This window comes from Nocardiopsis sp. FR4, assembly GCF_009830945.1.
Taxonomy (GTDB): domain Bacteria; phylum Actinomycetota; class Actinomycetes; order Streptosporangiales; family Streptosporangiaceae; genus Nocardiopsis.
The window spans coordinates 38,011-63,229 of the sequence record NZ_ML776454.1 but is presented as its reverse complement, the minus strand read 5'-3'; the positions used below and the strand labels follow the sequence as shown (position 1 = coordinate 63,229).

At 73.7% G+C, this 25,219-nt stretch carries 8 protein-coding genes and 1 pseudogene; 1 reads left to right on the top strand and 8 read right to left on the bottom strand.

The features are described from left to right. From FYW95_RS00245 to eccD, 5 genes and pseudogenes are all read right to left on the bottom strand, one after another. Positions 1–1,726, bottom strand: a pseudogene (locus tag FYW95_RS00245) (hypothetical protein); the annotation flags it as partial. A gap of 148 nt (positions 1,727–1,874) precedes the next feature. After that, positions 1,875–2,177 carry a WXG100 family type VII secretion target gene (locus tag FYW95_RS00240; RefSeq protein WP_159941002.1) on the bottom strand — a complete coding sequence of 101 codons (303 nt, stop codon included), beginning with the start codon at positions 2,175–2,177 and terminating at the stop codon, positions 1,875–1,877. A 48-nt stretch (positions 2,178–2,225) separates the two neighbouring features. Beyond that, positions 2,226–2,555: a hypothetical protein gene (locus FYW95_RS00235; RefSeq protein WP_236567632.1), complete on the bottom strand. Its 330-nt coding sequence runs from the start codon at positions 2,553–2,555 to the stop codon at positions 2,226–2,228. A 22-nt stretch (positions 2,556–2,577) separates the two neighbouring features. Continuing rightward, positions 2,578–4,041: a type VII secretion protein EccB gene (gene eccB, locus FYW95_RS00230; RefSeq protein ID WP_160049867.1), complete on the bottom strand. Its 1,464-nt coding sequence runs from the start codon at positions 4,039–4,041 to the stop codon at positions 2,578–2,580. A gap of 1 nt (position 4,042) precedes the next feature. After that, the gene (eccD, locus tag FYW95_RS00225) at positions 4,043–5,443 is read right to left on the bottom strand and encodes a type VII secretion integral membrane protein EccD (RefSeq protein WP_159940998.1); all 1,401 of its coding nucleotides are present in this window, start codon (positions 5,441–5,443) and stop codon (positions 4,043–4,045) included. Positions 5,444–5,668: 225 nt separating this feature from the next. Between eccD and eccCa the strand changes: the two genes are divergently transcribed. Continuing rightward, on the top strand, positions 5,669–9,634 hold the full coding sequence (gene eccCa, locus FYW95_RS00220) for a type VII secretion protein EccCa (RefSeq protein ID WP_159940996.1): 3,966 nt from the start codon (positions 5,669–5,671) through the stop codon (positions 9,632–9,634). Between the two features lie 12 nt (positions 9,635–9,646). Here the strand turns inward: eccCa and FYW95_RS00215 are convergent, their stop codons facing one another. The 3 genes from FYW95_RS00215 to FYW95_RS00205 all read right to left on the bottom strand — a co-directional run bounded on the left by FYW95_RS00215 (position 9,647) and on the right by FYW95_RS00205 (position 25,036). Then, positions 9,647–10,948, bottom strand: coding sequence for a S8 family serine peptidase (locus FYW95_RS00215; protein ID WP_236567631.1), 1,302 nt, complete (start codon positions 10,946–10,948; stop codon positions 9,647–9,649). 230 nt (positions 10,949–11,178) lie between these two features. Then, on the bottom strand, positions 11,179–12,024 hold the full coding sequence (locus FYW95_RS27505; protein ID WP_236567630.1) for a toxin-antitoxin system YwqK family antitoxin: 846 nt from the start codon (positions 12,022–12,024) through the stop codon (positions 11,179–11,181). A gap of 1 nt (position 12,025) precedes the next feature. Further along, entirely contained in the window at positions 12,026–25,036 is a 13,011-nt protein-coding gene (locus FYW95_RS00205; protein WP_160049866.1) for a YwqJ-related putative deaminase, read from the bottom strand. Positions 25,037–25,219: the final 183 nt, after the last annotated feature.

The window sequence follows — 25,219 nt, the reverse complement described above, 5'->3', positions numbered from 1 at the left end:
CGCTCTCCGTCGTCGGCGGCGGGTCCTGGTCTGGGGCCGGGTGGGAGGTGCCGGGGTTCGGGTCGGGGTTCGAGGAGGTGTGGACGGGCTGGGGTGTGTCGGGGGTCGGGTTCCCGTCCTGTTCCGTCTCCTCCAAGTCGGACTGGCCCGGGGCGGTGCGGCTGTGGAGGGCGCCGCCGTTCGGGAGGGTCTCCGTGGGCGCGGGCGTCCCCTCGGTGACCGGGATTCTGTCCTCCTCCGTCACCACGCCCTGGTACGGCTCCCCGGAGGCGGGGGTGTTCGAGGTGCCCCCGACGGTCTCCCCGGGGACGGTGTCCTCCGGGGTGTCCGTGACGGCCTCCTCCGGGGAGCCCGCTTCGGAGGTCTCCTCGGCGGGCGTCCTCGGTGTGACGGTGGTGGGGGTGAGCGGTGTCAGGGGGGTCTGGCCCGTCTGGTCGCCTCCCGACCCGCTGCCGCCCGACGTCTGTCCCGGGCCCCGGGTGTCCCCCTGCTGCGGAGTCTTCTCGTCTCCGCCGTCGGAGGAGCTCTCCCGCCGGTCCTCCGGGAGGCCGTCCCGGTCCCCCTCCGTCGGGGAGTCCTGGTCCCTCCCGGGTTCGGTGATGGTCACCAGGCCCGTCTCGGGGTCGACCTCGACCTCGCCGTCGCCCGGGTCCACGGTGACCTCGCCCGTCTCGGGGTCGACGGTGACGCGCAGGTCGCCGATCTCGATGGTGAACTGCTCGGACCCCTCCGTCCCCTCCCCGGGTTCGAGGGGCTCGATCACCACCGTGCCCCGCTCCGGGTCGACGGTCAGGCGCAGGTTCCCGGCCTCGACCGTGATCGGCTCGGACTCCGGGTCCAGCGGCACGTCGCGGTCACCGGGGTCGACGCTGATCGTCCCCCGCTCGGGGTCCACGACCAGCCGCAGGTCACCGACCTCGACGGTGGTCTCACCGGTGTCGGGGTCGACGGTCACCACGGGACCCTCGCCCCGGGCGTCCTCTCCCTGAGCCTCCTCGTCCGGATCGGTGCCCTCCTCCGGGGGAGGCGCGACCGTGTGCGCCTCCACGGGCTCCGTGGGGGTGCTGCTCTCCCCGGTCTGTCCGGACTCGGTCCGCGGGGTCCCCCCGCCGTAGGTGAGGACGTCCCCGGCCACCGCCCGTTCCATGGGGGTGCCGACGGGCTCGGCGGCGACGGTCTCCGTCCTCGGGAGCAGGTGCTCGTGCTCATGGAGGGTCTGCGGCTGCGGGATGCCGGAGATGTCCCGCTCCTGGGGTTCCTCCACCCGTACCGTGCGCAGGACCTGTTCCTGCGCCAGCTGGACGGGGACGTCGTCCCCTTCGACCACGGGACCGGGCTCCGCCTCGGTCCGGGCGGGCGCCGCTCCCGGCGTGTGCGGCAGCGCCTCCTGCGCCTGAAGGAACTCGGTCGGCTGCTGTCGCTCCTCCGCACGCAGCGACCGCAGCACGATCAGGTCGCCGTCGCCGGGGTCGGCGCCCGGATCGGGCGGACGGACGACCGCCTCCCGGTTCGCGGTGTCCACCTCGACCGATCCGGAGCCGTTGCGCAGCAGGAGCATGCCCGTGTTCAGGTCGATGCTGATCGGAAAGCTTCCCGAGCGTACCTGCCGGGGTTCCTGCTCGGCCTGCTGTTCCTCACCGGTCTCCTGCTCCGGATCCTCGGGTACGGGAGGATCCGCCTCGAACCCGGAGAGGGCGGCACGGAAGTCGAAAGCCGGGGTTTCCACGTCAGCCTCCTCGCCGCCCGCGCGGCGGACGCTTGTCGGATGGGGTGGTGGCGGTGGTGAGAGGGATGGGAGCGGGGGTGGGAGTCGTCAGAGGAGCGGGGCGGGCGCCCGTGGACGGGGAGGGGCGCCCGCCCCTGGGAAGGGGGCCCTACAGCAGCGCGGCCCAGTTCATGGCCTCGCGGCGGTCGGTCCCCGCGTAGTTGTTGCGGATCTCGTTGAGGGCCAGTTCGGCCTTGGCCAGCAGCAGGCGCATGTCCTCCACGTTCTTGCGCCAGGCGCTGACCTTGGTGTTGTAGTTCGTGGCCATCTCACCGACCAGGGCCTCGTTGGCGATGATGGTCTGCATCTTGCTGTCGAGTTCCTCGATCTGCCTGGCCACCGCGTCGGTCTGGGTACGCAGTTGGACCGTGGCGTCGTCGACGTAGCCGTAACTGACATCGAACCCGTTCACGGGTGTACCGCCTTTCGGAAGGGAGGTGCCTGCGGGGAGGAGGTGCCCTCAGCCGGGCTGGTTCGGGTTGAGGTCGTTCATCCAGCGCGAACCGGTCAGGATCGCCTCGTCCTCGGTCGCCACCATGCTCCGCTCGGTTCCGCCGAAGGTGACGATCATCTGGTTCATGTCGTTGGTGATGAGCCGCAGCTCGTCCAGCCAGCCGACCAGCGCCTCGCTGTACTTGTTGGAGGCCGCGCCGTGCCAGGACATGCGCAGCGTGTCGCGGGTGCTGTCGACGTTGCTGTAGATGCGGTTGCACTCGGTGTGGGCGGCCGACATCGCGTCATGGGCGATCCGGTTGCCCTCTTCTGTGTTCTTGGTTCTCGGTTCGGCCATCTCTTCCTCTCCTCTGGTGGTGTCACCGGGGGCACTCGGCCCCGCCGGCGCGTACGGAGGGCGCCAGCGGCAGCGCGGCGGCCTCCTGGATGAGCAGCGGCCCGGTGGGCAGCAGCCGGAGCAGGGACGTGGGAACGGGGACGGCCTCGGCCGTGCTGTAGCCGAGGGCCTGGAGGGCACCGTCGTCGGCGACCGGGTACTTGGCCGCCGCGTCGGTGACGAGGTAGTGGGTGGGGGAGGCGCCGCCGCCTCCCACGGGACGGGCCCGCACCAGCGCCCCGCCGCCGGAGGGGATGCCGATCAGCTCCGGGGTGGGGCACCCGGCGGCGACCGAGGGCCGCTCCTGCACCGGCCAGGCCTCGATCGAGGCGGGGTCGTCCAGGGTGAGCGAGGTCGAGCCGTCCGGGTCCAGGCGCAGGCAGGGCACCCGCGGCCCGGTTTCCACCAGGGTCGGGGGTGTGGCCGGGAGCAGCGGTTCCTGGCCACCGGCCGCCTCGGCGCCGGGGGCCAGCCGGGCGTGCGCCTCGCCCGCGGGCAGCGGGACGGCCCCGGGGACCGCGCCGGGGTAGGCGACCTCCGAGACGTCGGGGTCGGCGAGCAGCAGCTGGGCCTCGGTGAGGGTGAGCGGCACGAGCCCGGTGCCGGTCATCAGGTAGTGCTGGTCCGGCTGTCCGGGGGTCGCGACCGCGAACACCTGCCCCACGCGGCGCTCCTCACCCGCCACCGTTCCGGCCGGCGCCCCGGCGTCGGCGACCTCCGGTGCGGTCAGGTCGGGTGCGGTGGGGACGGTGTTGAGGAAGGCCGCGTCCACGCTCAGCGCCCGGCTCGTGCCGTAGCCCAGGGCCTGGACGGCGCCGCCCTCCTCGTCCAGGCGCAGCAGGGAGCCGCGCCAGAGCAGGTGGGGGGTGGAGTCGGGGCCGGAGAGCAGCACGGCGCCGTCGTCGGGCAGCGGGTTGGGGGCGGGCGCCCGGCCGATCACCAGCGCGGTGCGTCCGCGGTCGGCCTCCCGCCCCCCGTCGCTCTCCTCCGGGCGCAGCGCGCACAGTCGCCACACCGCCTCGTTCCCCGACAGCGGAAGGGAGTCGGGCGCGTCGGTGATCCCGACCGGTCCGCCCACCGGCACCCCGGCCAGCGAGTTCGCCGATACCACGCTGACCTCGGCCTTTCCGCCCTGGACCAGCAGCGCCGAGGCGTAGTTGTCCACGGGACGCAGGATTCCGCCGGAGTAGAGGTAGGTGGCCCCGCTGTCGCGGTCCACGACCATCCGGCCCTCCTGTCGCCAGGCGGTGGCCCCGCCGGGGAAGAGCAGGCCGAACACGAGGAAGCCCACGCACAGCAGGACCGCGATGGCCGCGCCGATGTAGGTGCCGGTACGGGTGCGGCGCATGGGGGCGTCGACCGCGTCGGGGTCGCCCTCCAGCATCGCGGTGCCCAGCCGTCCGACGGTGAAGTTGTAGGCCATCACCCGGTCGCGACGTGACTGCATGTCAGCCGCCGATCCCGCGCAGGAGTGAGAACACGCCGAAGCCCGCCAGGACCAGCGAGACGATCGCGACGGTCAGCAGCGACTGCGTGATCTCCGCGGCCCGCCCCCAGTGCGGCAGGGCGCGCCGCCCCGGCAGGGTCCAGGAGACGACGGCGAGCACCGCGGTGGCGGCGAACAGCCCGGCCACGGCCAGTATCCGGGACAGCGGGTCCGTGCTCCAGGACAGCACCAGCACCAGGGCGGCCAGGCCGATCCACGGCGGGGCGACCATGAGCACCCGCTGCCAGGCCCCGCCCAGGCCGCGGGACTGCAACAGCATCACCAGGGCCAGCACGGCGCACAGTGTGCGCGGCACCCACCCCGGCGCCGCGGCGAGCACGACCAGGCACACGGTGAGCACGGCGCCGGTGGCGGCGTACAGGGCGGTCTGGAAGCGGTCGGCCAGGGCGGTGCGGTCCAGGACGGCGCGTGCGGGGAAGGGGTCGATGCCCTCCTGGAGCTGTCGGGGGTTGGAGGGCAGCGGCGGGAGCCGCAGGCCCGAGAGCCGGAAGGCCAGCTGGGGGGCGAACGTGCCGGTCAGCAGGGCGACCAGCGCGACCAGGCCCGCCACCGCCGGGACCGTGGCCCCGGGCAGGAACATCAGGCACACGCCGCCCAGCGCGGTCAGGACCTCGACGGTGAACAGCCCGGTGAAGAAGGGCACCGAGCCCGCGACCGCGGCCAGCCCCAGGACGCTGGCGCCGCCCGCGGTGACCGAGGCGGTCAGCAGGACCGCTCCCGTTAGCAGGGTGCCGGGTTCGCCCGCGGGCACGGAGGCCCCGGCCAGGGCCATGGCCGCGGTGGCCGCCGTCGCCAGTCCGGTGGCCGCGCCCAGGTCGCCCATGGCCCGGGAGGAGGCCCACGCCGACAGGAGCATGAGCGCCGCGGAGGTGGCGGCGGCCACGGCGGTGGGCAGGCCGCGCCCCCCGGTGGCCAGCACGGCCAGGCCGGTGAGCAGCACGGCCAGGCCCAGGGCCTGGAGCAGGGCGCGGGTGTGTTCGGGACGCCACCGGTCGGGGCGCTCGGACATGCCTGTGGCGACCCCGTCGGTGAGGTCGTCGAAGTGCACCGGCGGCAGCTGGTCGCGGCGGGGGCGCAGGTAGAGCGTCTCGCCGTGGCACAGGCCGAGGGAGCGCAGCGTCTCGTCCTCCTCCAGCGGCTCGTCGCCCAGCTGCTGGAGGACCCAGCCGTCGTGTTCGAGGCCGCTCTCGTCCAGGTCCTCGCCGTTGTCCTCCTCTGCGTAGAGGACGAGGGTCGGCAGGAGCTCGGAGAGGGGGACCTCCGTGGGGGCCGCGATCTCGAAGGAGCGCCCGGGGGCGCGGATCAGCAGGCGGCACAGGTCTGCGGATGCGGGGTCGTTCATCCGGTGGGGCCCTCTATGGGTCTCTCGTGACAGGAGCGGAAGTGACGCTAACACTCCGAGGCCGGTTTTTGGAGTTGTGTTGGTTTAAGTTTCCGGATTTGTGACTTTATTTGGCCACAGTAGTGTTTGGTGCATTCTGGACGTCACCCGTACGCAGTTTCGTCGTCTCCGTCGCCCGGTGTCCGCCGGTGCCGCCCGCGGCCTGACAAGGAGGCCCCCGCCCCCGTGAGCACGATCCTCGTCCGCCGCCCCCCGCGGCGACCCGGCCCCGACCTGCCCTCCGGCGAGGTCACCCTGCAGGAGCCGCCGGAGCTGTCCGAGCCGCAGTCGGGCATGTCCTCCCTGTTCATGTACCTGCCGATGGCCCTGACCTCGATGGCCATGGTGATGCTGTTCATCCGCCCGGGCGGCGGCGGGAGCACGATCATGCCCTACCTGGCCGGCGGCATGATGCTCGTGGGCGCCGTGGTGATGCTCGGCGGCCAGTACGTGCGCACCCTGCTCGAACGCCGCCAGAAGCTCAACGACGACCGCCGGGACTACCTGCGCTACCTCAAGCAGATGCGCTCGCGTCTGCGCGAGGTCGTCACCGAGCAGCGCGACGCCATGCTCTGGCGGGCGCCCCACCCCGACGCCCTGTGGTCGATCGTGCGCACCTCCCGCCTGTGGGAGCGCCGGGCCGACGACGAGGACTTCGCCGAGGTGCGCGTCGCCGTGGGCGAACAGGCCCTGGCCATGGCGATCTCCCCGGTCTCCTCCAAGCCGGTGGAGGACCTCGAACCCCTCAGCGCGCACGCCCTGCGCCGCTTCATCCGGGCCTACGGCACGGTCGAGGACCAGCCCGTCCAGGTGTACCTGCGCGGATACGCCCGGATCACCATGCGCGGCGACCTGTCCGCCTCCCGGGCACTGGCCCGGGCCCTGATCGGCCAGCTGGCCGTCTTCCACGCCCACGACGAACTGCGGATCGCCGTGTGCGCCTCCCCGGAGGCGCTCGCCCACTGGGCGTGGACCAAGTGGCTGCCGCACACCCAGCACACCGCCGCCCGGGACGGCGCGGGCCACGCCCGGCTGCTGTGCTCGGACGCGGTGGAACTGGAGCAGCTCATCGGCGCCGACCTCGCCGACCGGCCCCGCTTCGACCCCACGGCGGTGCCCAACCGGGAGGAGCCCTACACCGTCGTCGTCGTGGACGGCGGCCAGATCCCCCCGGGCTCGCGCCTGCTCGGCGGCGGCTACCGCAACGCCGTCGTCCTCGACGTCGCCGACCCCATGCCGCCCGAGGACGACCCCTACACCCTGGCCCTGCGCGTGGAACCCGGGCGCCTGGTCATGCTCTCCCGGGACAACACCGGGCGCGACACCGAGGACGACCTGGGCCGCCCCGACGCCCTCAGCCCGGGCCGCGCCGCCTCGCTGGCCCGCCTGCTGGCCCCCTACCGGATCAGCATGGCCGTCGAGGTCACCGAACCCCTCACCACCGACTTCGAGCTGACCACCCTGCTGGGCATCGCCGACCTGCACCGCCACGACGTCGAGCGGATGTGGAGCGAGCTGCACCCCAAGGACCGGCTGCGCGTGCCCATCGGCATGACCTCCGAGGGCGCGCCCCTGGAACTGGACCTGAAGGAGTCCGCGCTCGGCGGCATGGGCCCGCACGGGATGCTCATCGGCGCCACCGGCTCGGGCAAGAGCGAACTGCTGCGCACCCTGGTCCTGGGGCTGGCCCTGACCCACTCCTCCGAGACCCTCAACTTCGTGCTCGTCGACTTCAAGGGCGGCGCCACCTTCATCGGGCTCGACGGCCTTCAGCACACCTCGGCGCTGATCACCAACCTGGCCGACGAGGCCACGCTGGTCGAGCGCATGCAGGACGCCCTGCACGGCGAACTGGTCCGCCGCCAGGAGCAGCTGCGCGCGGCGGGCAACTTCAGCTCGGTCCACGAGTACGAGCGGGCCCGGGAGTCGGACCCCTCCATGGAACCGATGCCCACGCTGTTCGTGGTCGTCGACGAGTTCAGCGAGCTGCTCGCCGCCCACCGCGACTTCATGGACCTGTTCGTGATGATCGGCCGCCTGGGACGCAGCCTGGGCGTGCACCTGCTGCTGGCCTCCCAGCGCCTGGACGAGGGGCGCATGCACCAGCTGGAGGGGCACCTGTCCTACCGGATCGCGCTGCGCACCTTCTCCGCCATCGAGAGCCGCGGCGTGCTCGGCGTACCCGACGCCCACCAGCTGCCCTCCGCACCCGGCAACGGCTTCCTCAAGACCGACACCGAGACCCTCACCCGCTTCAAGGCCGCCTACGTCTCCGGTCCCTACCGGATCCGCCGCCGCTCCGCGCACCGCTCCGCCGCCGGGGGCGAGGTGGTGCTCTTCCCCGACGCCTTCGTGCCCGCGGCCGAGCCCGAGCCGGAGGAGCCCGCCGAGCCGGAGCAGGAGGAGGAGACCGCGAGCCTGCTGGCCACCGCCCTGTCCCGGCTGGGCGGGCTCGGCCCGGAGGCCCGCGAGGTCTGGCTGCCCCCGCTGGGCGTGCCGCCCCTGCTCGACGAGCTGTTCGCGATGACCGGCGTCCGGGTACCCGAGGGCGGTCTGGCCTGGCAGGACCAGGCCTCCCTGACCGTGCCGGTCGGCATGATCGACCGGCCCTTCGAGCACACGCGGCTTCCCATGGTGGCCGACCTGTCCGGGGCGGGAGGCCACGTCGGCATCGCGGGCGGTCCCCAGAGCGGCAAGAGCACCCTGATGGCCTCCCTGGTCCTGGGGCTGGCGCTGCGCAACACCCCCGCCCAGGTGCAGTTCTACGGGATCGACTGCGGCGGCGGCGTGCTCCACGCGCTCAGCGGCCTGCCGCACATGGGCAGCGTCGCCGCGCGCACCGACGAGCGTCGCATCGTCCGCACGGTCATGGAGATGCACGAACTGCTCACCCGCCGCGAGACCCTCTTCGCCGAGCACGGCGTCGACTCGATGACCACCTACCGCGCCCGCCGCGCGGCGGGGGAGTTCGCCGACGAGCCGTACGGCGACGTGTTCCTGCTCATCGACGGCTGGGGCACCATCCGCCAGGAGCAGATGGACCTGGTGGCCTCCATCGTCCAGCTGGTCCAGCGCGGCCTCAACTACGGTCTGCACGTCGTGGTCGCCTCACCCCGGTGGGCCGACTTCAACACCGGCATCCGCGACCTCATGGGCACCCGCTTCGAGCTGCGCCTGGGCGACCCCGTCGACTCGATGGTGCACATGCGCGCCGCACAGGGCGTGCCGCGCGTCCCCGGGCGCGGCATCACCGAGGACAAGTACCACTTCCTCACCGGCCTGCCCCGGGCGGACGGCGACCCGGACCCGGTGACCCTGTCCGCGGGCATGGCCGAGATCGTCGAGCGGGTCCGCGCCGCCTGGACGGGCCCCGCCGCCCCGCCGGTGCGCACCCTGCCCCCCACGCTGCGCGCCGCCGAGCTGCCCGACTCCGAGCTGACCGAGGCGGGCGGGCTCAGGGTGCCCCTGGGCCTGGAGAGCCGCCGCATGCAGCCCTTCTGGCACGACTTCGGCGCCACCCCGCACCTGCTCGTGGTCGGGGACACCGAGACCGGCAAGACCACACTGGTGCGCCACATCACCAACGCGGTCCGCGACCACTACGGACCCGCCGAGGCCCGGGTCGTGCTCGCCGACCAGCGCCGCCAGCTCTACGACGCCGTGCCCAAGGAGATGCAGCTGGGCTACGCGGTCTCGGCGGACAACGTCCGGGAGATGATGGCGGCCGCGGCCGAGGCGATGAAGGTGCGCATGCCCGGACCCGAGATCACCCCCGACCGCATCCGCAGGCGGGACTGGTGGAACGGGCCCGAGCTGTTCATCATCATCGACGACTTCGAGCTGGTCAGCGGCAGCGGGCCCAACCCGATGGCCCCGCTCATGCCGATGCTCGCCCAGGGCGCGGAGATCGGCATGCACGTGATCCTCGCGCACGCCGCGGGCGGGTTCGGCCGCGCCTCCTCCGACCCGGTCATCCGCTCGCTGATCGACTTCAACACCCCGAGCATCCTGCTGTCCGCCCCGCCCTCGGAGGGCATGCTGTTCGGCAACATCCGGGCCCGGCGGATGCCGCCGGGGCGTGCCCTGTGGATCTCCCGGCGCGACCCCGTGGAGGTGCAGCTGGCCATCGCCGAGGGCGCAGGGGAGGACTGAGCGGGCGGCCCGTCACCGGGCCGCCCGCACCGGGGGAACGCCCCGCCCGGGTACGGTCGCGTCGGCGGCGGGCCCGCCGAGGGGGGCCTCCCCGGGGGCGGCGGGGCGCCAGCCCCGGGCGCGCCCGTTGCGCACCACGGCGCCGCCCAGGCCGCACAGCACGATGAGCAGCACCGACACGGCCACCACGGCCGCCGTCGGGATCTCGCTCAGCGACCCCCGGGGTGAGGGGCCGGGCACGAACCCCTCGCCCCGCACGGTGGCGGCCGGGCCGGACCCGGTGGTGGCCATCGCCCCCAGCGGGTCGACCCGCCCGCCGCCGGTGTAGGGGTCGGCCGGTCCGAACGGGGAGGCGTAGGCGGTGTCCAGGAGGCGTTCGCGCACCCGCTCCGCCGACAGGCCGGGTTCGCGGGCCATGAGCAGCGCGGCCGAACCCGCCACGAAGGCCGCGGCCACGCCGTCGCCCCCGGCCGCGACGTGCCCGCCGCCCGGGCCCAGGCCCGGCACGCGCTCGCCGGGAGCCGTCAGGTCCACCCGGGCCAGCTCCCCGCTCGGCAGGAGCAGCAGCGACTCCGCGGTCGGCGCCCCCTCCACGTCGTGCGCCGCCACGCTCAGCACCGAGGGGTCCTGCGCCGGGTAGCCCGGCATGGCGCCGCGGGCCGTGTCCACCGTCGCCGGGGCCACGACCAGGGCGCCGGCCCCGGCCGCGGCGGCCACCGCGGCGTCCAGTTCCGAAGACCCCTCCCAGGCCGCGGTGCCCACCAGCACCACCCGGGCCCCCGCGTCCACCGCCGATCCGATACCCGCGGCGACCTGTCCGGCCGTGGTCGTCCCGGTGCCGGCGTCCCCCGTGGGCACGGCCACCACCGACGCCTCCGGGGCCACGCCCACCAGGCCGCTGCCGGGAACCGGCCGGGCCGCGACCACCCCCGCGAGGAAGGTCCCGAAGCCCAGGCAGTCCCCGGAACCGCCGCCCTCCACCGCGCCGCCGAGCCCGGGCGCGTCCGCGTCCGTCCCGGTGGCCAGCACGGCCACCCGCACCCCCTGGCCGGTGCTCAGCTCGTGCGCCTTCGACAACCCGAGGAAGTGGTGGGTCCAGGGGGCCTGCCCCACCACGTCGCCGCCGGTCGCCGCGCACGGGTCGGCGGCCCCCTTGAACGGGTGCACCTGCGCCAGGGCGGGCGGATCGGCCGGGTCGGCGGCGGCGGGGGCCGGTGCGAGGCAGGAGCCGAGGGCCAGCGCCAGCGCCGCCGCCGCGCGCAGGGGTGTGTGCCTTCGGGCCGGTGCCGTCTCCTGCCGGGGGTTCTCGGTCAACGCGGGTGCGCTCCTGCCTGTTCTGTGTCGGTCCCGTGTGCCCGCGTTCGGGCGGGAGGGGTGTAAGGGGAGGGGCCGGGATGTTGCTGTGGTCCGTGGCCGTGCTGTCGGGGGAGCGGTGCGGTCCCGTGGCCCCCTCCTGGAAGCGTCCGGGGATCGCGGCCGCCGAGCGGGCCGGCTGTTCGTCCGGGGCCGGGCCTCGGCTCGGGGCGGTTCCGCCTCCGGGGCGTTCAGAGCCAGGTGGCGGGGCGCTCCTGACCGGTGCGCGGGTCGCGCGCGAGCCGCGCGGGAGGTCTGCGCTCCTCGCGGACGATGTCGCCCGCCTCGTCGAGTTCGCGGACGATGATCCGGTTGCCCAGGGCGTCGTGCACGGTCTCGCGCAGCAGCCGTCCCCGCTCGTCCCACTGGTGCCAGGGGCCCACCGGTCCGTGGGGGTAGCGGGTGATGCCCTGGGTGACGAGTGCGCCGCCGGGAGACCAGGTCAGGGTGACCCCGTCCTCGACCCCCTCCACGAAGGTGTGCATCTCGGTCCGGCCCCACGGGTCCCGGGTGACGGCCTCTCCCGTGAAGGGCCGGCCGTGCAGGAGGACGAGGGGGCCGTCCGCCCCGGTCCGGCTGACCCGGAGGTCCTCGACACGGGGCACCGGTGCGGCGCCCCCGGGTTCGGGCGGGGCGGTTCCCGCCGCGACGCGGATCCTCCGCCACGGCCTGCTCCCGTGCTCCCCGGTCGGTTGGCCGGACCCGGCGGGGGACGCTGAGTAGCGCTCCTCGTGCACGAGGCGCCCGGAGGCGTCCCAGGAGCGTGAGAGCAGGGGGTCGCCCGAGAAGTCGTTGACGTGCTCGGAAACGAGGTGGCCCTCGCCGTCCCACTGGTGGGAGGGGCCGGCCATGATCCTTCCGAGGGAGAAGAACCCGACGTAGGTCACCTGGCCGCTGGGGTCCCAGAGTATTTCGGGCCCCCGCGCCACTCCGCCCACGAAGGCCTGGGCGGACCTCTCGGCCCCCTCGGTGACCGTCGCCCACCCGGTGAAGGGCTCCCCGTCAAGGCTGGCGAAGGCGTCGGTCTCGAATTCCAACCTAGTGTGGTCGACTGCTCTCATCGGTGTTCCCCGGCTCGTTCCTGGACGGGTCCTGCGCTTCTTCCCCGGGCTGGTCTTCCCCGCCCTTCCCCGGCTCGTTCCCGGGCGGGTCCTGCGGTCGTCCTCCGGGTCGGTCATCCCGGCCCTTTCCCGACTCGTCGTCGAACAGGTCCTCGTCGTCTGAGCTGTCCGGTTCGGACTCGGTGCTCTCGTATCCGTCGTCGCTGCTCAGATGGCCCTCGTCGACCGGGTAGCCCGGAGGGTGCCGGAGTTTGCCGGCCCGCCACGCGGGTGCGCCCTTGGTGATCCTGGTGCAGTTGCCGCAGCAGGGGCAGCGCAGGGCCAGGGCACCGTTCTTGAGCGTGAAGACGGTGTCGAGCTGGAAGTCCGTGATCTTCGCGCCCGCGCGTTCGCGGAGCAGCCGGTTGAGCGCCTTGATCTCGGCGTGCCGGGTGGGTGTGTCGGGGTGCGGGTAGTGGGAGGTCTGCTGTGTGGTGCCGCCCGGTACGAGGATCGGTTTCCCGCTCCGGTCGTAGAGCCTGTAGCCGTTCTCCTTGCGCATCCTCTCGATCCGCTCCCTGATCAGGGGGTGCAGTCTGTGCTCGGGGATGAGGGAGTGCCCCGCCCGCCCGTTGAGGCCCTCGGCCACGGTCCCGGTGACGCGGTCGATGACGACGGCGTTGACCGCTCCGTTCTCCTTGCCGAGGTCCGCCGGGCTGAGGGTGACGTCGAGGAACCGGCTCTGCTTCTTCTTGCTCGGGTACAGGTGGCTGTGGAAGGTGGAGCGTTCCACCCGGACCTTCTGCTTGTTCTCGAAGATCGTCCTGATCTCGGCGGCGCGCTTGGTGAGGAGTTCGTGAAGGAAGTCCTTGAGCCTGCGGCCGTCGACCGTGGCGATGCGGCCGTTCCCGTCGCGGGTGACGCGGCTCTCGTCGACGGTGCCCAGGATGCGCCCGTCGGTCAGGTCGTGCGGGAACCGGGGGTCTCCCTCGGAGGAGCCGGTCAGTCCCAGGGCCTCGATGACCGGCCGGGTGTCGGGCTCGGGAACGGCCTCGGCGGAGGAGCCGGAGCCGTCGCCGGTCGCGGTGGCGAGGGCCAGCGGGGCGGGCGTGTTCGGACCCGGGGCCGACGCGGGGGCCAGCTCGGTGAGGGGGTTGTTCCCGCGTTCCCACAGGGGCCGGGGCAGCGGCGCGTCGGAGGGTGGTGCGTCGGCCAGAGGCGTGTTGGACGGTGCCTCGGAGGGCGGCGCCTCGGCCGAGGCCGTGTTGGCCGGTGGCGCTTCGGAGGACGACGTGTCAGCCCGTGGTGCGCTGGAGACGGGCGTGTCGGCCGGAGGTGTGGTGGACCGCGGTGCGCCGGTCGGGGCCGCGTCGGGCAGCGCCGCGTCGGACGGAGGAACGTCGGAGGACGGACCGTCGGCCCGCTCCCCTGCCGGGATGCCGGGAGGGTCGTGCGGGGACACGCCGTCACCGGAGTCCGATGAGCCCTGCCCGGCCGACTGCTCGCCCCGGCTGGTGTTCGTGCCGCTCTGGTCGCCACCGCGGGCGGAGCGACCGCCGCCCCCGTTCTCCCGGGAGCCCGGGCGGCTCTCCCCGGAACCGCGCCCGTCGTCGGAGCCTCGGTGGACACCGGACCGGTCGCCGCCTTGCTCTCCGGAGCGGCCCGCGCCGAGCCCGTCGCCGCTGCCCGGGTCGTCCCTGTCCCGGTGCCCGTTCCCGTTCGCGGGGGCGTCCTCGGTACTCTCCTCCTCGGTGTCCTTCTCCTTGGCGTCCTCCGCCACGCTGTCCTTCTGCGACGCCTCCCCGTCCCCGGAGCGTTGCCGGGACGCCCCGGACCCCCCTTCGGGCCGTTCCCGGGACGGTGCGGACTCCTCGCGAGCCTTCTCGGGGGTGGCGGCCTCCGGTGCCCTGGCGGCGTCTCCCTCCGGGACGGGCTCGCTGTTCGGCCCCTCCCCGGATGCGGTACGCGGGATGTCCGACACGGGTGCCCGGGAAGGCCCGGGGGCACCATCCGCCTCCTCTGGTCGGGGGGCGGGCGATGCTGGCCGGAGGTCGGGCGCCTCCCCGTGGGAACCTCCGGTCCCGGAGGGCGCGTCCGCCCCGTAGAACCGCTGGATCCGCTGCCGGGCCTCGGGCGCGGCGCTCGACTCTCCCAGCCGTGCGTCTCCCGACAGCACCGCCCACATGCGGAACACCATGTCCGGATCATCGTCGTCGGACGGGTCCCGGCCCTCCCCGTCGTCCGTCGGGCCCGGGGTCTTCTCCTCTCTGAGCACTTCCTTGCCCTTGCCCTTGCCCTTGTCCGGGCCCGGCCCGGAACCCTCCACAAGTCCCGGTTCCTTGTCCGGGGAGGCTTCCGGTGCGCCGCCCGGGATGGTTTGGGGCTTCCTGTCCGGGGCGGGCCCCGGTTCCTCGGTGGGGACGGCGTGGGGTTTCTTCTCCGGGAGGGGGTCCGGCCTGTCGTCCGGAGCGGCTTCGGGCCTCGGCGCGGGGCCGGTTTCCGGCGCTGTGACCGGCTCGGGGTCCTTGACGGTCTCCGGTGCCACGGGTGCGGGAGCGCTCTCCCTGGGCTTCACGTTGAGTTCGGAGCGGAACTTCTCCACCAGGCTGGACACGTTGCCCCGAGGCGGTGCCCCGGACGTGTCGGCCGTGGCCGGCTGGCCGGACGCGGCCGCGTTCCGCTGGTCCAGTTCGACGGCGTCGGGGTCCGCGGCGGGGTCGCCGGTTCCCCGCTGGACCCGGGCGGTCCGGCTACCGGGGGCGTCGCGCGTTCCCGTGCCGTTCTCGCGGTTCGGGGCGGGGGTCCCGGCGGTCGTGTCGCTCTGCGTCCGCGGCCGGGCGGACCCGCGGGAGGCGTCCAGGCCGTCGCGCAGCGCCTTCGTCTTCTCCTCCCAGGCCGCGATCGCCTCGTCGAACTTCGAGAGAGCGGCCAGGTACTGGCTCTCCAGGTCGCGGTAGCGCTGGGCGGCGCCCTGGTCCTCCGGGGCGGCCCGCCAGGCGTCGGCCGCGGGGGCCAGGTCGTAGCGGGTCTTGAGGTAGTCCTTCTCCGCGTCCTTGAAGTTCTTGTGCGCCTTGGCGTAGTCGCTGGTCAGGGAGTTGAGCTCGGGGGTTCCGTCCGGCGGGACGATGCCCAGCCGCACCGCGTCCTCGTGGGTGATCCAGACGGTCGTCTTCTCGGAGGCCTCGCCCGCCTGCCACCGGCCCGGCGGGGTCGCCGGGGATGACGGGGCCGGGCCCGGCCGGCCGAAGGCGCCGCGGACCTTGCCGACGGCGGATCTCGTTCCCTGGGAGATCGTGTGGCCCGCGGACCTGGCCTTGCGCACGAACCAGTTGGGGTCCGGACGGGAGTGGGCGGCGATGACCCAGGTGGTGTCCATCTCCACCAGGTAGCCGGGCCCGGTGCGCACCCGCTCGGAGTGCGGCGGCTCCTTGGGCTTGCTGCCGCGCGCGGTGTCCCCGCCCGAGGTCGAGGAGCCCTGGCCGTTCACTCCGCCGTAGTGCGTGCCGGTGACGGGAGGACCCGTGCCGGTGCGGCCCGAGGGGCGCGCCTCCCCGCCCGTTCCCGTCGTGAACGACTGGTCGTGGCCGGGGGAGAAGGTTCGGCCCGACTCGGAGGAGTCGACCAGGCGGATGTTCGGGTTGTAGTCCAGGATCTTGGCCGTGGTCGGGTCCGGCACGGCCCGCACGGACCAGGTGGTCCGGCCCAGGTCCAGCAGCTCGGTGCCCTCGGGGGAGTCGGATTCGAGGAAGAGCGCCTTGAGCGCGAGGCCGTTGAGGTTCTGGTCCAGCGTGTTGTTGCGGGTGTTCAGCTTCAGCTTGCCCGTCACGTGGTCGCGTGCCGCGTTGACCGCTTCGGGGGTGTAGCGCCCGTCGCGGACCGAGCCGTCGGCGGGTGCCCAGCCCAGCGACTTGGCCAGGACGATGCCGGCGGTGTCGCGGACGCTCTGACCGCCGTTCTCCAGGGCCACGGGCATCATCACGGTGTCGCTGACGTCGACCCCCTGCGGCGGGGCGTGGTCCCGGCCCCAGGTGCGCATCAGGTCCTCCAGGGAGGCGAAGGAACCGGTGAGGGGCCGCTCGGGGGATTGGCTCGCGCCGTTCGGGCGGGGGCTGCCGGTGTCGGCGGGGTTGGGGTCGCGGGCCGTATCGCCGTCCGGGCTCGCGGTGTTGACCGGCCGGTTCCCCGGGCTCCCGGCCAGCGGGCCGGAGGCCTCCCCGGTGCTCTGCGTGGGGGCGGGGCCGCCCGGGTCCGGTGTGCCGCCTTCGGTCACCGTGGTGTCCGTGCCGGGGGCCTCGCCTCGCCCGAAGTCCAGGTAGGGGGTCGGGTAGAGCCCCTCCACCCGGCCCGAGTCTCCGGTGCCGCTGAAGTCCCGCCGCCCGTTCGAACCGGGGGTCTCGCCCAGGGCGGTGTTGGCGAAACCCTGGCTCTCCGAGATGTGCAGGTCGACGCGCAGGCGCGTGTCCATCGACACCTTGGCGTAGGGCGTCTCCAGGATGGTCAGCCCGACTGACCGCTTGTCGGTGTCCCTGACGCTGTCGCTCCGGTTGTCCGAGGCCGAGGCGGAGACGCCGCCCTGCATGTCCATCCGGTAGGGGCGGCTCGACGGGTCGGGGTTGCCCGCCTGGTCCCCGCCGGAACGGGGCAGCGGCTGGAGGATGCTTCCCTGGGCGTTGGAGGAGCTGGAGCTCTCGCGCCCCTCCTGGTTCCTGTCCGAGTCCTCCCAGCCCTGTTTCTGCCGGTACTCGGTGTTGCTCAGGTACTCGATCCGGGTGCCGCTCCGGTCCAGGTTCACGGTGACCGTCGCGTCCAGGGACAGCGGCGCCGACGTCGGGGCGTTCATGTGGCCGATCGAGTGGTCGATGGCCCGCACCTTCACCGGAATCGGCGTTCCCGTGTTGGGGGTGAGCCCCAGGTGGGTGGTGAGCGCGTGCAGGAGGCTCTCGCGGGAGTCGCGGGTCAGCTCCCACCCCTGCCCCGCCAGGTCGTTGGCCAGATCCCGCAGGGCCTGGTCGGGGTTGGCGGGCTGGAGGAGCTTGCCCGAGTCCTCGAACCCCGGCCGCAGCGTGACGTCGCTCGGGTCCTTGGGGTGGGGCTGGACGGATCCGGTCAGGTCGCCGTCCGCGTCGACCGTCACCCGGTCCTCGACCAGCCCCTTCTGGTGGACGTCGCGGATGTGGATCAGGCCGGAGACGAGGTCCTTGACGTAGGCCTCCAGGCCCTCGTAGCGCGGGCTGCGGGGGAAGGTCGGCCCGAGACTCCAGCTCCTGAGGCGCTCCACGGCCTGGGTGACGTAACCCGAGGCGGAGTAGAAGTAGGACATCTCGATCTTGGGATGGAATTCCAGCGCCTCGGTGAACCTGTTCGTGAGCTTGTTGTTCGTGAAGCGGTCGAAGAGGCTCCTGCCCACCGCGGGACCGGCCTGCAGGGTGGGACGGTTGGCCGAGTTGGGCGGTTGTCCCGGCCCGGGGTCGGTGCCGTCCGTCGGGGGCTGGACCGGGTTGGGGTTGCCGCGTCCCGCGCCCGAGAGGAGGAAGTCGAGGTTCTTCCGTCGGCCCGTCTTGGCGGACACGTCGGCGGACCTCTTGTCCTTCCAGACGATCGCTCCCTTGACCCGCTCGAAGTGGTCGACGGAGTCGAGCAGGAACCTGGTGGCCGTCGTCACCCGGTGGGTGAAGGGGGAGTACCACCCGCTGTCGGTCTCGATGCGCGCGCGTACGCCCCCGGAGGAGTTCAGGGCGGGGTTGCCCGCGAGGTTCTCGGGGGAGAGGAGGTTCGGGAAGAACTGGGCGCCGCCCTGGCCGCTGGTCAGGAACGTGCGCAGGCCGCGGCTGGAGCCGGGCTGGCCGGGTTCGGCCCCGCTCAGGGCGGAGTAGACGACCTCGGTCAGTGAGGATTCCCGGCCGTCGGGGCCGGTGGGGATCCGGGTGTTGACGTTCTCGACGGTCGTGGGCAGGTCGCGGATCACCTGGTCGCGGCGCCGCTGGATCGCCGACCCGGGGCGCTCGCCTCGGCGGTCGCCGTCCGTCCCGGTCACGGGGGCGTCGTTCCCCCCGGTCGGCGCCGGGTCGGAGCCGCCCCGTTCACCGGTGGGGGCGGGGGGCGACTGGTCGCCCTGCCGCTGGCCGCCCTCCGGAACCGGGCTCGTGTGCTCCCCGGTCCGACCGTCGGTGGTGTTCCGCTGACCGGGACCGGGCGGTGCGGTGCGCTGGCCGACCGGTGCGTTCGCGGGGGGCTGGTTGTCGCGGGTGCCCCGGTCTCCTGGGGAGTCCTGGTCGTTCCGGGTGTTCTGTTCGCCCCGAGGGCCCTGGGGGGCGTTCCCGTTGCCGGAGCGGCGGAACGGGGCGCCCGGGTCGCGGGTCCTGCGCACACTCTCCGGATCAGGCCTCGTGTGGGCCTCGATGATCTCCCGGGCCCGGTCGGGAGTGATCGCCCGGATCCCGGGGGCCGGGGCGGAGGGGGCTCCGTTCGGCCGTTGGCCGCCGTCCGGCACGGCCTTGGCGGTGTCCATGGTCGCCAGGGCCTGGATCGGCTCGTTCAGCAGGTCGGTCCCGCGCTCCCTGAGGGGCGTGTCGGACGAGGTCATGCCGAGGTCGTTGCTCTCGTCGTAGAACCTCGCCGAGATGCGGACGTCGGAGTTCCACACGCTGGAGCCCTCGGGGTACTGGACGACCTCCTCGCTCGCGGTCTTGACGCCGATGCCCCGTCCGTCTCCCTTGGAGCTGTTGTACTGCAGGGTGGCCGCCACCACGCCGCCGTCCTTGGGGGCGCCGCCCGAGTCGAGCGCGTCGCTGCGCCGTGCGTAGAGACCGCTGGTGAACCGGCCCGTCTTCCGGATCTGGGAACCGGAGCCGCTGGTGCGCTCGGCCGCGCCGGTGTACTCGCCGCCGGTGCCCCGCGCGGTGTCCCCGGCGTGCCGCAGGGCCCCGAAGTCGGCGTTGACCCGTACCGTCACGAACGGCGGGCGGATCGTGTCCCGCCCGCCCTTGAAGAGGGAGGACGGGCTGAACCTGTTCGACTCGACCAGGTGGATGGTCAGCCCCAGGTGGGCCATGTCGTCCACACCGCTCTTGAAGCCCGCGGCGGAGATCGCGTCCATGACCCGGTGCGTGTTGAAGACGGCGACGTCGTGGTCGCGCCGGAAGGGGCGGAACTCGCGCGGGGAGTGGCTGAAGAGGCCCTCGTTCGGCCGGCCCGGCCGCCGCGCGTAGTCCTCCCTGCTCCTGGCCAGCTCGGGCAGCACCATTCCCGGGCGCTTGTTGGCCAGTTCCCTCAGCACCCGGTAGGCGACCTCCTGGTAGACGTTGCGCTGGTGTTCGCCGAACTGCCGGTACTGGCTGCCGTCCGGCCAGGTGAACTCGCGCGGGGTGGCCCCGTGCAGGGAGACCGGGTGGTCTCCGGTCAGGTTGGGCCGGGGAGGGCGCAGGGCGGGGCCCCCGTTCTCGGCACGGGTGCCGTTGCCGTCCCGGGGGGCGGTACCGCTCTGGGCGCCGTCTCCGTCTCCGTCGCTGTTGCGGGTGCCGTCCCCGCCGTGGGAACCGTCGCTGTCGGGGGTTGCGCCCGTGGGCGGTGCGGGGTCCGGCGAGCCGGTGGGAGTGTTCCGGTCGCCGCTCGTCGTCGTGGGGTCCGGCTGGGGCGGCGGCGCCTCCTCGGGGATGGGGGCCAGCCGCGGCGGCGTCTTGTCGGACGGGCTCTCCCCCTTCATGACGCGCACCTCCTCGTCGTTGAGGATCTCCACGCTGCTGCCGTGGAAGCGGTAGGTACCGGGGTCCCCGTCGAAGTGGACGTAGTAGTTGCGCTCGACCTCGTACGCCGAGGCGGGGGCCTTGCCGTAGTTCATCCGGTTGACGGAACCGGAGGAGGACCTGGTGCTCTCGTTCGTGGACCGGCCGCGCACCCCGCCTTCGAGCGCCGCGGCGTCCACCCGGACCTTGTGCGTCCCGCCGGCCTGCCCGGTGTCGACGCTGACGCCCGCGCCCGCGGTGAAGCCCAGGAAGTCGCTGTGCCTGAGCGACGTCCCGCTCTCCCGCTCGGTCTTGTTGGCCTTGATGTACTTGCCGGGCGGGATGCCGTGGTCCTTGGGGGTGTAGGACACCGGCACCGAGGTGATGCTCACCATCCGGACGTCGCCCCCGGGGTCGGTGACGGTGAAGACCGCGGGTCCGTTGGTCATCTTCGGCAGGTTGTTGCGCAGGGACTTGTCCCCGAACTTCTCCGTGACCTGGTCGTTGAAGGATTCCACGCGTTTGCGGTGGCGCTCCTTGGAACCGGGGACGGCCGACTCCCGGAACGACCACCATGTGCGGTGTTTCTCGGCGGGCCAGAGGTACTCGCGGATCCAGTCCGGGAGGGTTTTGTCGGCGTGTGGGCCGTTCTGGTCGCTCGGAAGGACGGGGCTCACGGAGATGGGGTGGTTGTTGCCCGCGTGCGGGCTGGGCGGAACCCGGGTCGCACCCGTGTGGTCGGAGGCCGGAGAGCCGCCGGACCGTTCGCCCTCCGCCCGGCGGTTCCCGGTCTCCCCGTCCGTCTCCCGCGTGTCGCGTGAGGCCGTGCCGTCGGCGGACCGGTCCTGTTCCGGGGCGCGGTCCTGCCGACCGTTGCCCTCCCGGCCGTTCTGCTCCGGCCCGGCGGGGGCGAAGGGGTCGGTGACCTCGAACCGCCCCGGCACGCCGTGCCCGACGACCTTGCCCGGCAGGGTCAGCACTAGGCCGTCGCCGGAGAACGCCTGTCCGCGTACGTGGTCGCCGCCGCGGACTCCCTCCGGGGCGGCGACCGGTCTCATGTCGAAGTCCAGGACCAGGTCGGAGGCGTACAGCTCCGGCTTGCCCTTGATCTCGTAACTGGTGTAACCGTCGGACAGGGTCGAGGTCGTCTGTCCGGTCGCCCGCTGGCGGGTTCCGCCGAAGCCCCTGAGGAAGAAGCGCGGTCCCACGTCGCCCGCGCCCGTGGTGCCCAGCAGCAGCGGTGAGACCTGGAAGCCGAAACCGACGTACTTGTTGCCGCCGTAGCCCCTGCTGCCCTCGGCGGGGTTGCTCTCCCCGGCCTCGTCGACCAGCTTCGTCTCCGGTGCGGCCGGGCCCCCGGCCCTGTCCGAGGGAACGTGGCGGAAGTCGTTCAGGAGGGGGCGCATCCGCAGGGTGGCCTGCCAGGTGGACCCGTCCGGGCGCGTCACCGTGGTCCGGAAGCCCTCCGGCGTGAAGAAGCCGCTCATGTCCCGGCGCGCCTGGGCCGCGATGTCCGCGTGCACCGCGTCGACCGTCTCCGCCTCGACGTTGTGCGCGTTGAGCGTGTCGTTCACGAACGGGTGCATGTGCTCGGCGTGGACCATCGACGAGGTGAGCAGGCTCGACGTCAGGAGGTAGCTCAGGTCGTAGGAGGGGCTGTCGGGGTCCGCCCGGAACGATCCCTGATAGGGGTGGGGGACAGGGGAGCCGGGGGGCGGGGCGGGCAGCGGGGGCCGGTTGTCCTGACTGCTCTCCTGGCCGTCCCGTCTGTCCGCCCCCTCCCCCGGGCCGTCTCCGTTCGGGGTCTCGCCCCGTCCGCCCTCGTCCTGGTTCCCGGCGGGCGGACGGACACCGCCGTTCTCGTCCCCGCTGCCGGTGCCGGCGCCCGTGTCTCCTTCGGTGCCGCTCCCGTCCCCGGTCCGCTGGCCCCCGGGCGGGGGCGGTGGGGACTGGTCGGACGGGGGAGGCGGTGGCGGCGGGCCGTCGTCCCCGAGAGGGGCGCTCCCCTCCTCGGAGCCGGTGCGGGTGCCGCGCTCGGCACCGCTCCCCGAGCCGTCGGAGCCCTGGTCGTCCGTCTGGTCGTCGGTGCCCTGGGAGTCGTCGCCCCGGTCGTCGGCGGACTCCTTCTGGGGCGGGTCCTCCGGAACGCGGGGGGCGTGCGTGCTCCCCGCCGGATCACCGCCCTCGTCGGACCGGGACACGTCCCCCGAGCTCTCCGTGGAGGTCCTCGGTACGTTCGGACCGTTCTCCACGCCGGCGGAGGCCGGTCCGCCGCCCGTGGCCGCGTCGTCGCCCGGAAGCGTGCCCCGGACGTCCGTGGCCGTGGACACCTCGTTCCGCGCGGGGGCGGGAGCGGGTTCGGACACCGGGGACGGGGAGCCGTCCGAGCTGGTGGAGGGGGCTGGCGCCTCCTCGCCCGGCGTGCCCGGAGCGCGCCGCTCCCCGTCGCGAGGGGGCGAGGGCTCCCGAGTGGGCCTTGCCCTGGGCTGCCCGTCGCCGGACGCCGGGTTGTCGGCGGGCGGGTGCGCCGGGGCCGCGACCGGGGGCACCGCGGTCGCGGGGGACACCACAGTCGCGGGGGGTACCGCGGGCGCGCTCGGCTGTTCCCTGTGCTCGACCGCCGGGTCCTCGGCCCGCTCCGTGACCGGGCTCGGGGCGGCCGTGCCCTCCTCCGCCTTCGTGTCGCGGTGCCCGTCGCCGGGCGGCCCCTGCCGCTCTCCCGTGTGCCCACCCGACGGTGCGTCGGTGAGGGGGGTCTCGTCCGGGGAGGGGTTCGGGTCCGCGGCGACGGGCTCGGTTCCGGGGGCGGGGGGTCCGGTCCGCTCCTCCTGGGCGGGGGTGCCGGTGAGGGGACCGCCGGGTTGGGCGTCCCCGCCGACGGTCCGCACGGGCGGCCCGGTGTACGGCGGGGGGAGGTCGTCCCCGCTCCGCTCGTCCCCTCCCGACCGGGTCGTGGTTCCCGTCGTGGGGTCCTCCCCCCGGTCGGGGGAGTCTCCCGCCTGGTCGGAAGAGCCCCCCGGCTGGCCGGGGGAGCCCCCGTTTCCGGAGGCCCCCCGGTCCGCCAGGGCCTCGGTGACGGCGGCCTGTGCGGCGGCCGGGTCGTCGAGCACGATCTCGTTGACGCTGAAGACCTGCGGGGCGGTGATCCAGTCCGGAACCGGGACGGGGGCGGCGGTGAAGGGGAAACCGCCCTTGACCCCGGGGAGCGGGAGCCCGCTCTTGCCGTCGCCCAGGCCCAGCGCGTCGAGCAGCCCGTAGGCGGAGTAGGCGGGCGGCGGGGCGTCGGCGGCGTAGGGCGGTGGTCCTGCGTCCGCGCCGGTGGGTGTGTTGAGGATGTTCCCCGACGACCAGGCGCGGTCGGCGGCCGAGCCCTCGTCCTGCTGGCCGGCGGAGCCCGGGGCGGTGCCGCCGGGGGGCGCGTCGCGGCTCGTTGCGGGCGCGGTGGTGGAGGCCGGGGCGGTGTCGGCGTTCGCCCGCGGCTCGTCGTCGCCCTCGGTGCCGTTCCGGGTGGGGTCCTGGCCGTCGCGCGGGTCCGGGGTCGCGCCGCCGACGGCGGTGGTGCTGTCGGCGCCGGTACCGGGATCGGTGCCGGGCTCGCGCCGGTCGGAGTCCCCGTCGCCCCGCGGGTCACGGTCCGCTCCGCCACCGCCGCGCGGGCCGCCGCCGTCTCCCCCGGACGGGGTGTCTCCGCCGCGGGGGTCCTGGTCGGCTTCCCGGCCCGGCGCGTTCGTCGGGACCGTGCCGTCGGAGGGGGAGGGGGGAGCGGTCTCGGTCCTGGGGAGCGGCTCCTCGGCCTCGGGCAGGACCGGCGGGTTCCTGAGCGCGTCCATGCCGCGCAGCGTCACGTCCGTGGTCACGCTCTGGGTCGTGGCCTGGCTGGCCCCGGCGGTGGCCGACCACACCGAGGCCTTCCACCCCTCACCCAGGGCCGCGTTGCCCGCGCCCTCGCCGAGGTAGCCCTCCAGCGCGCCGCTGCCCGCGCCCGCTCCCAGGCGCTGCGCGTACACGCCGCCCCTGGCGTTGTGCGAGTGCAGGGCGGAGCGCAGCCCGGCGGGCGTGTCGGCGAGGTGGTTGCGCACGTGCGCGGGCAGCGAGTCGCCCAGGGCCTTGGACAGGCTCTTCGGCAGGTCGGGGCCGCTCCAGTTCCGGATGAGGGCCTCGGCGTAGTCGTCGCCCAGCCTGCGGGCGGCCGCCGGGCCGACCAGGTGCCCGAAGTGCTTCTCGAAGAGGTCGGAGACGTCGTTGCGTAGCCCCGCCGCGCTGGCCGAGTTGCCCCAGGCCTTCGCACCGGGCGGGCTGTTGCCGCCGAAGGGGAAGAGCATCTCGTCGTTGTGGCGGCCGAACAGCTCGGCGAGGTCCTTGTTGAGGGAGGGGGCGCCGTCCCCGTCGCGTTGGCCGGGCACGTTCACGGGGTCCGGCTCGGGGGCCGCCTTGGGCGGGGGCACCGGGCCGGGGTCCGGCTTCGGGGGCGGTACCGGATCGGGCAGGGGGTCGGCCCTCGGGTCGGGACCGGCCCCGACCTTGGGGGCCGGAACCGGATCCGGGCGGGGGTCGGGGACGGCCCGCAGGTTGTCCAGATGCGTCTTGAAGACGTTCTTGAGCTGGTTGTCGAAGAGACCGCTCACACCCGCCGAGAGCCCCGCCGAGACCAGCCCCTCGAAGACCGCGCCCACGTGCGCGCCCTTGGTGAGGTCGTGGTCCCACGTGTCGCGCGTGCCGTTGGCGATCTGCATGCGCTGGATGATGCTGTCGAGGCTGGCGAAGAGCTGGCTGACGATCTGGTGTCCGGGCACGGTCAGCAGGAACCACGCCAGGATGCGGCGCATCGCCAGGCTCCGGATCGCCTTGAAGACCGGGATGAGCTTCAGGGAGGCGCCGAAGGTGAACTTGGCCGTGGCGATGGCCCAGGCGATCTCGACCAGCAGCTGGACGAGCTGGCCGATCACCATCGCGGCCATGTACTCGGCGTTGGCCGCGCCCCGACGCATCTCCCTGACCAGGGTGTAGGCCGTCTCCGCCGCGCCGCCGAGGTAGTCGTTCTCACCCTTGGTGAACTGGTCCAGGGAGCGGTCGTAGAACTCGGCGGCGCGACCGCCGAAGTTGGACCGCACCCGCTTGCGGGTCAGTTCCATGAGCTCGGTGAGCTCGCCGCGCAGGCGGTTGCCGACGACCTCGTAGATCTCGGCCGTCGCACGCATCGCCAGCGGGTCGGCGGTGGGCACCTCGATCCCGGTGAGGACCTGGATGGCCTTGCGCGACGACTCCGGCATGTTGTGGTTCAACGGCATGCGTGATGCCACCTCCCGGACCGCCGCTGAGCGCGAGCACGAACGTAGCACCGGAGCGACCGGATGTGGAAGTGGTCGCTTTCCAGTCTTTGTTTGCGCCCGTGTCTGTGCTATCAGTTGTGTGTCGGAGTCATGACTCCGCGTAGACGGGCGCCCGTCCGGTCCCGTTCCTGGTCGGAGGGG

Bases quoted from the DNA above. Each gene is read 5' to 3' on its own strand.
- eccB (WP_160049867.1), bottom strand. From the start codon at position 4,041: ATGCAGTCACGTCGCGACCGGGTGATGGCCTACAACTTCACCGTCGGA.
- eccD (WP_159940998.1), bottom strand. From the start codon at position 5,443: ATGAACGACCCCGCATCCGCAGACCTGTGCCGCCTGCTGATCCGCGCC.
- FYW95_RS00235 (WP_236567632.1), bottom strand. From the start codon at position 2,555: ATGGCCGAACCGAGAACCAAGAACACAGAAGAGGGCAACCGGATCGCC.
- FYW95_RS00205 (WP_160049866.1), bottom strand. From the start codon at position 25,036: ATGCCGTTGAACCACAACATGCCGGAGTCGTCGCGCAAGGCCATCCAG.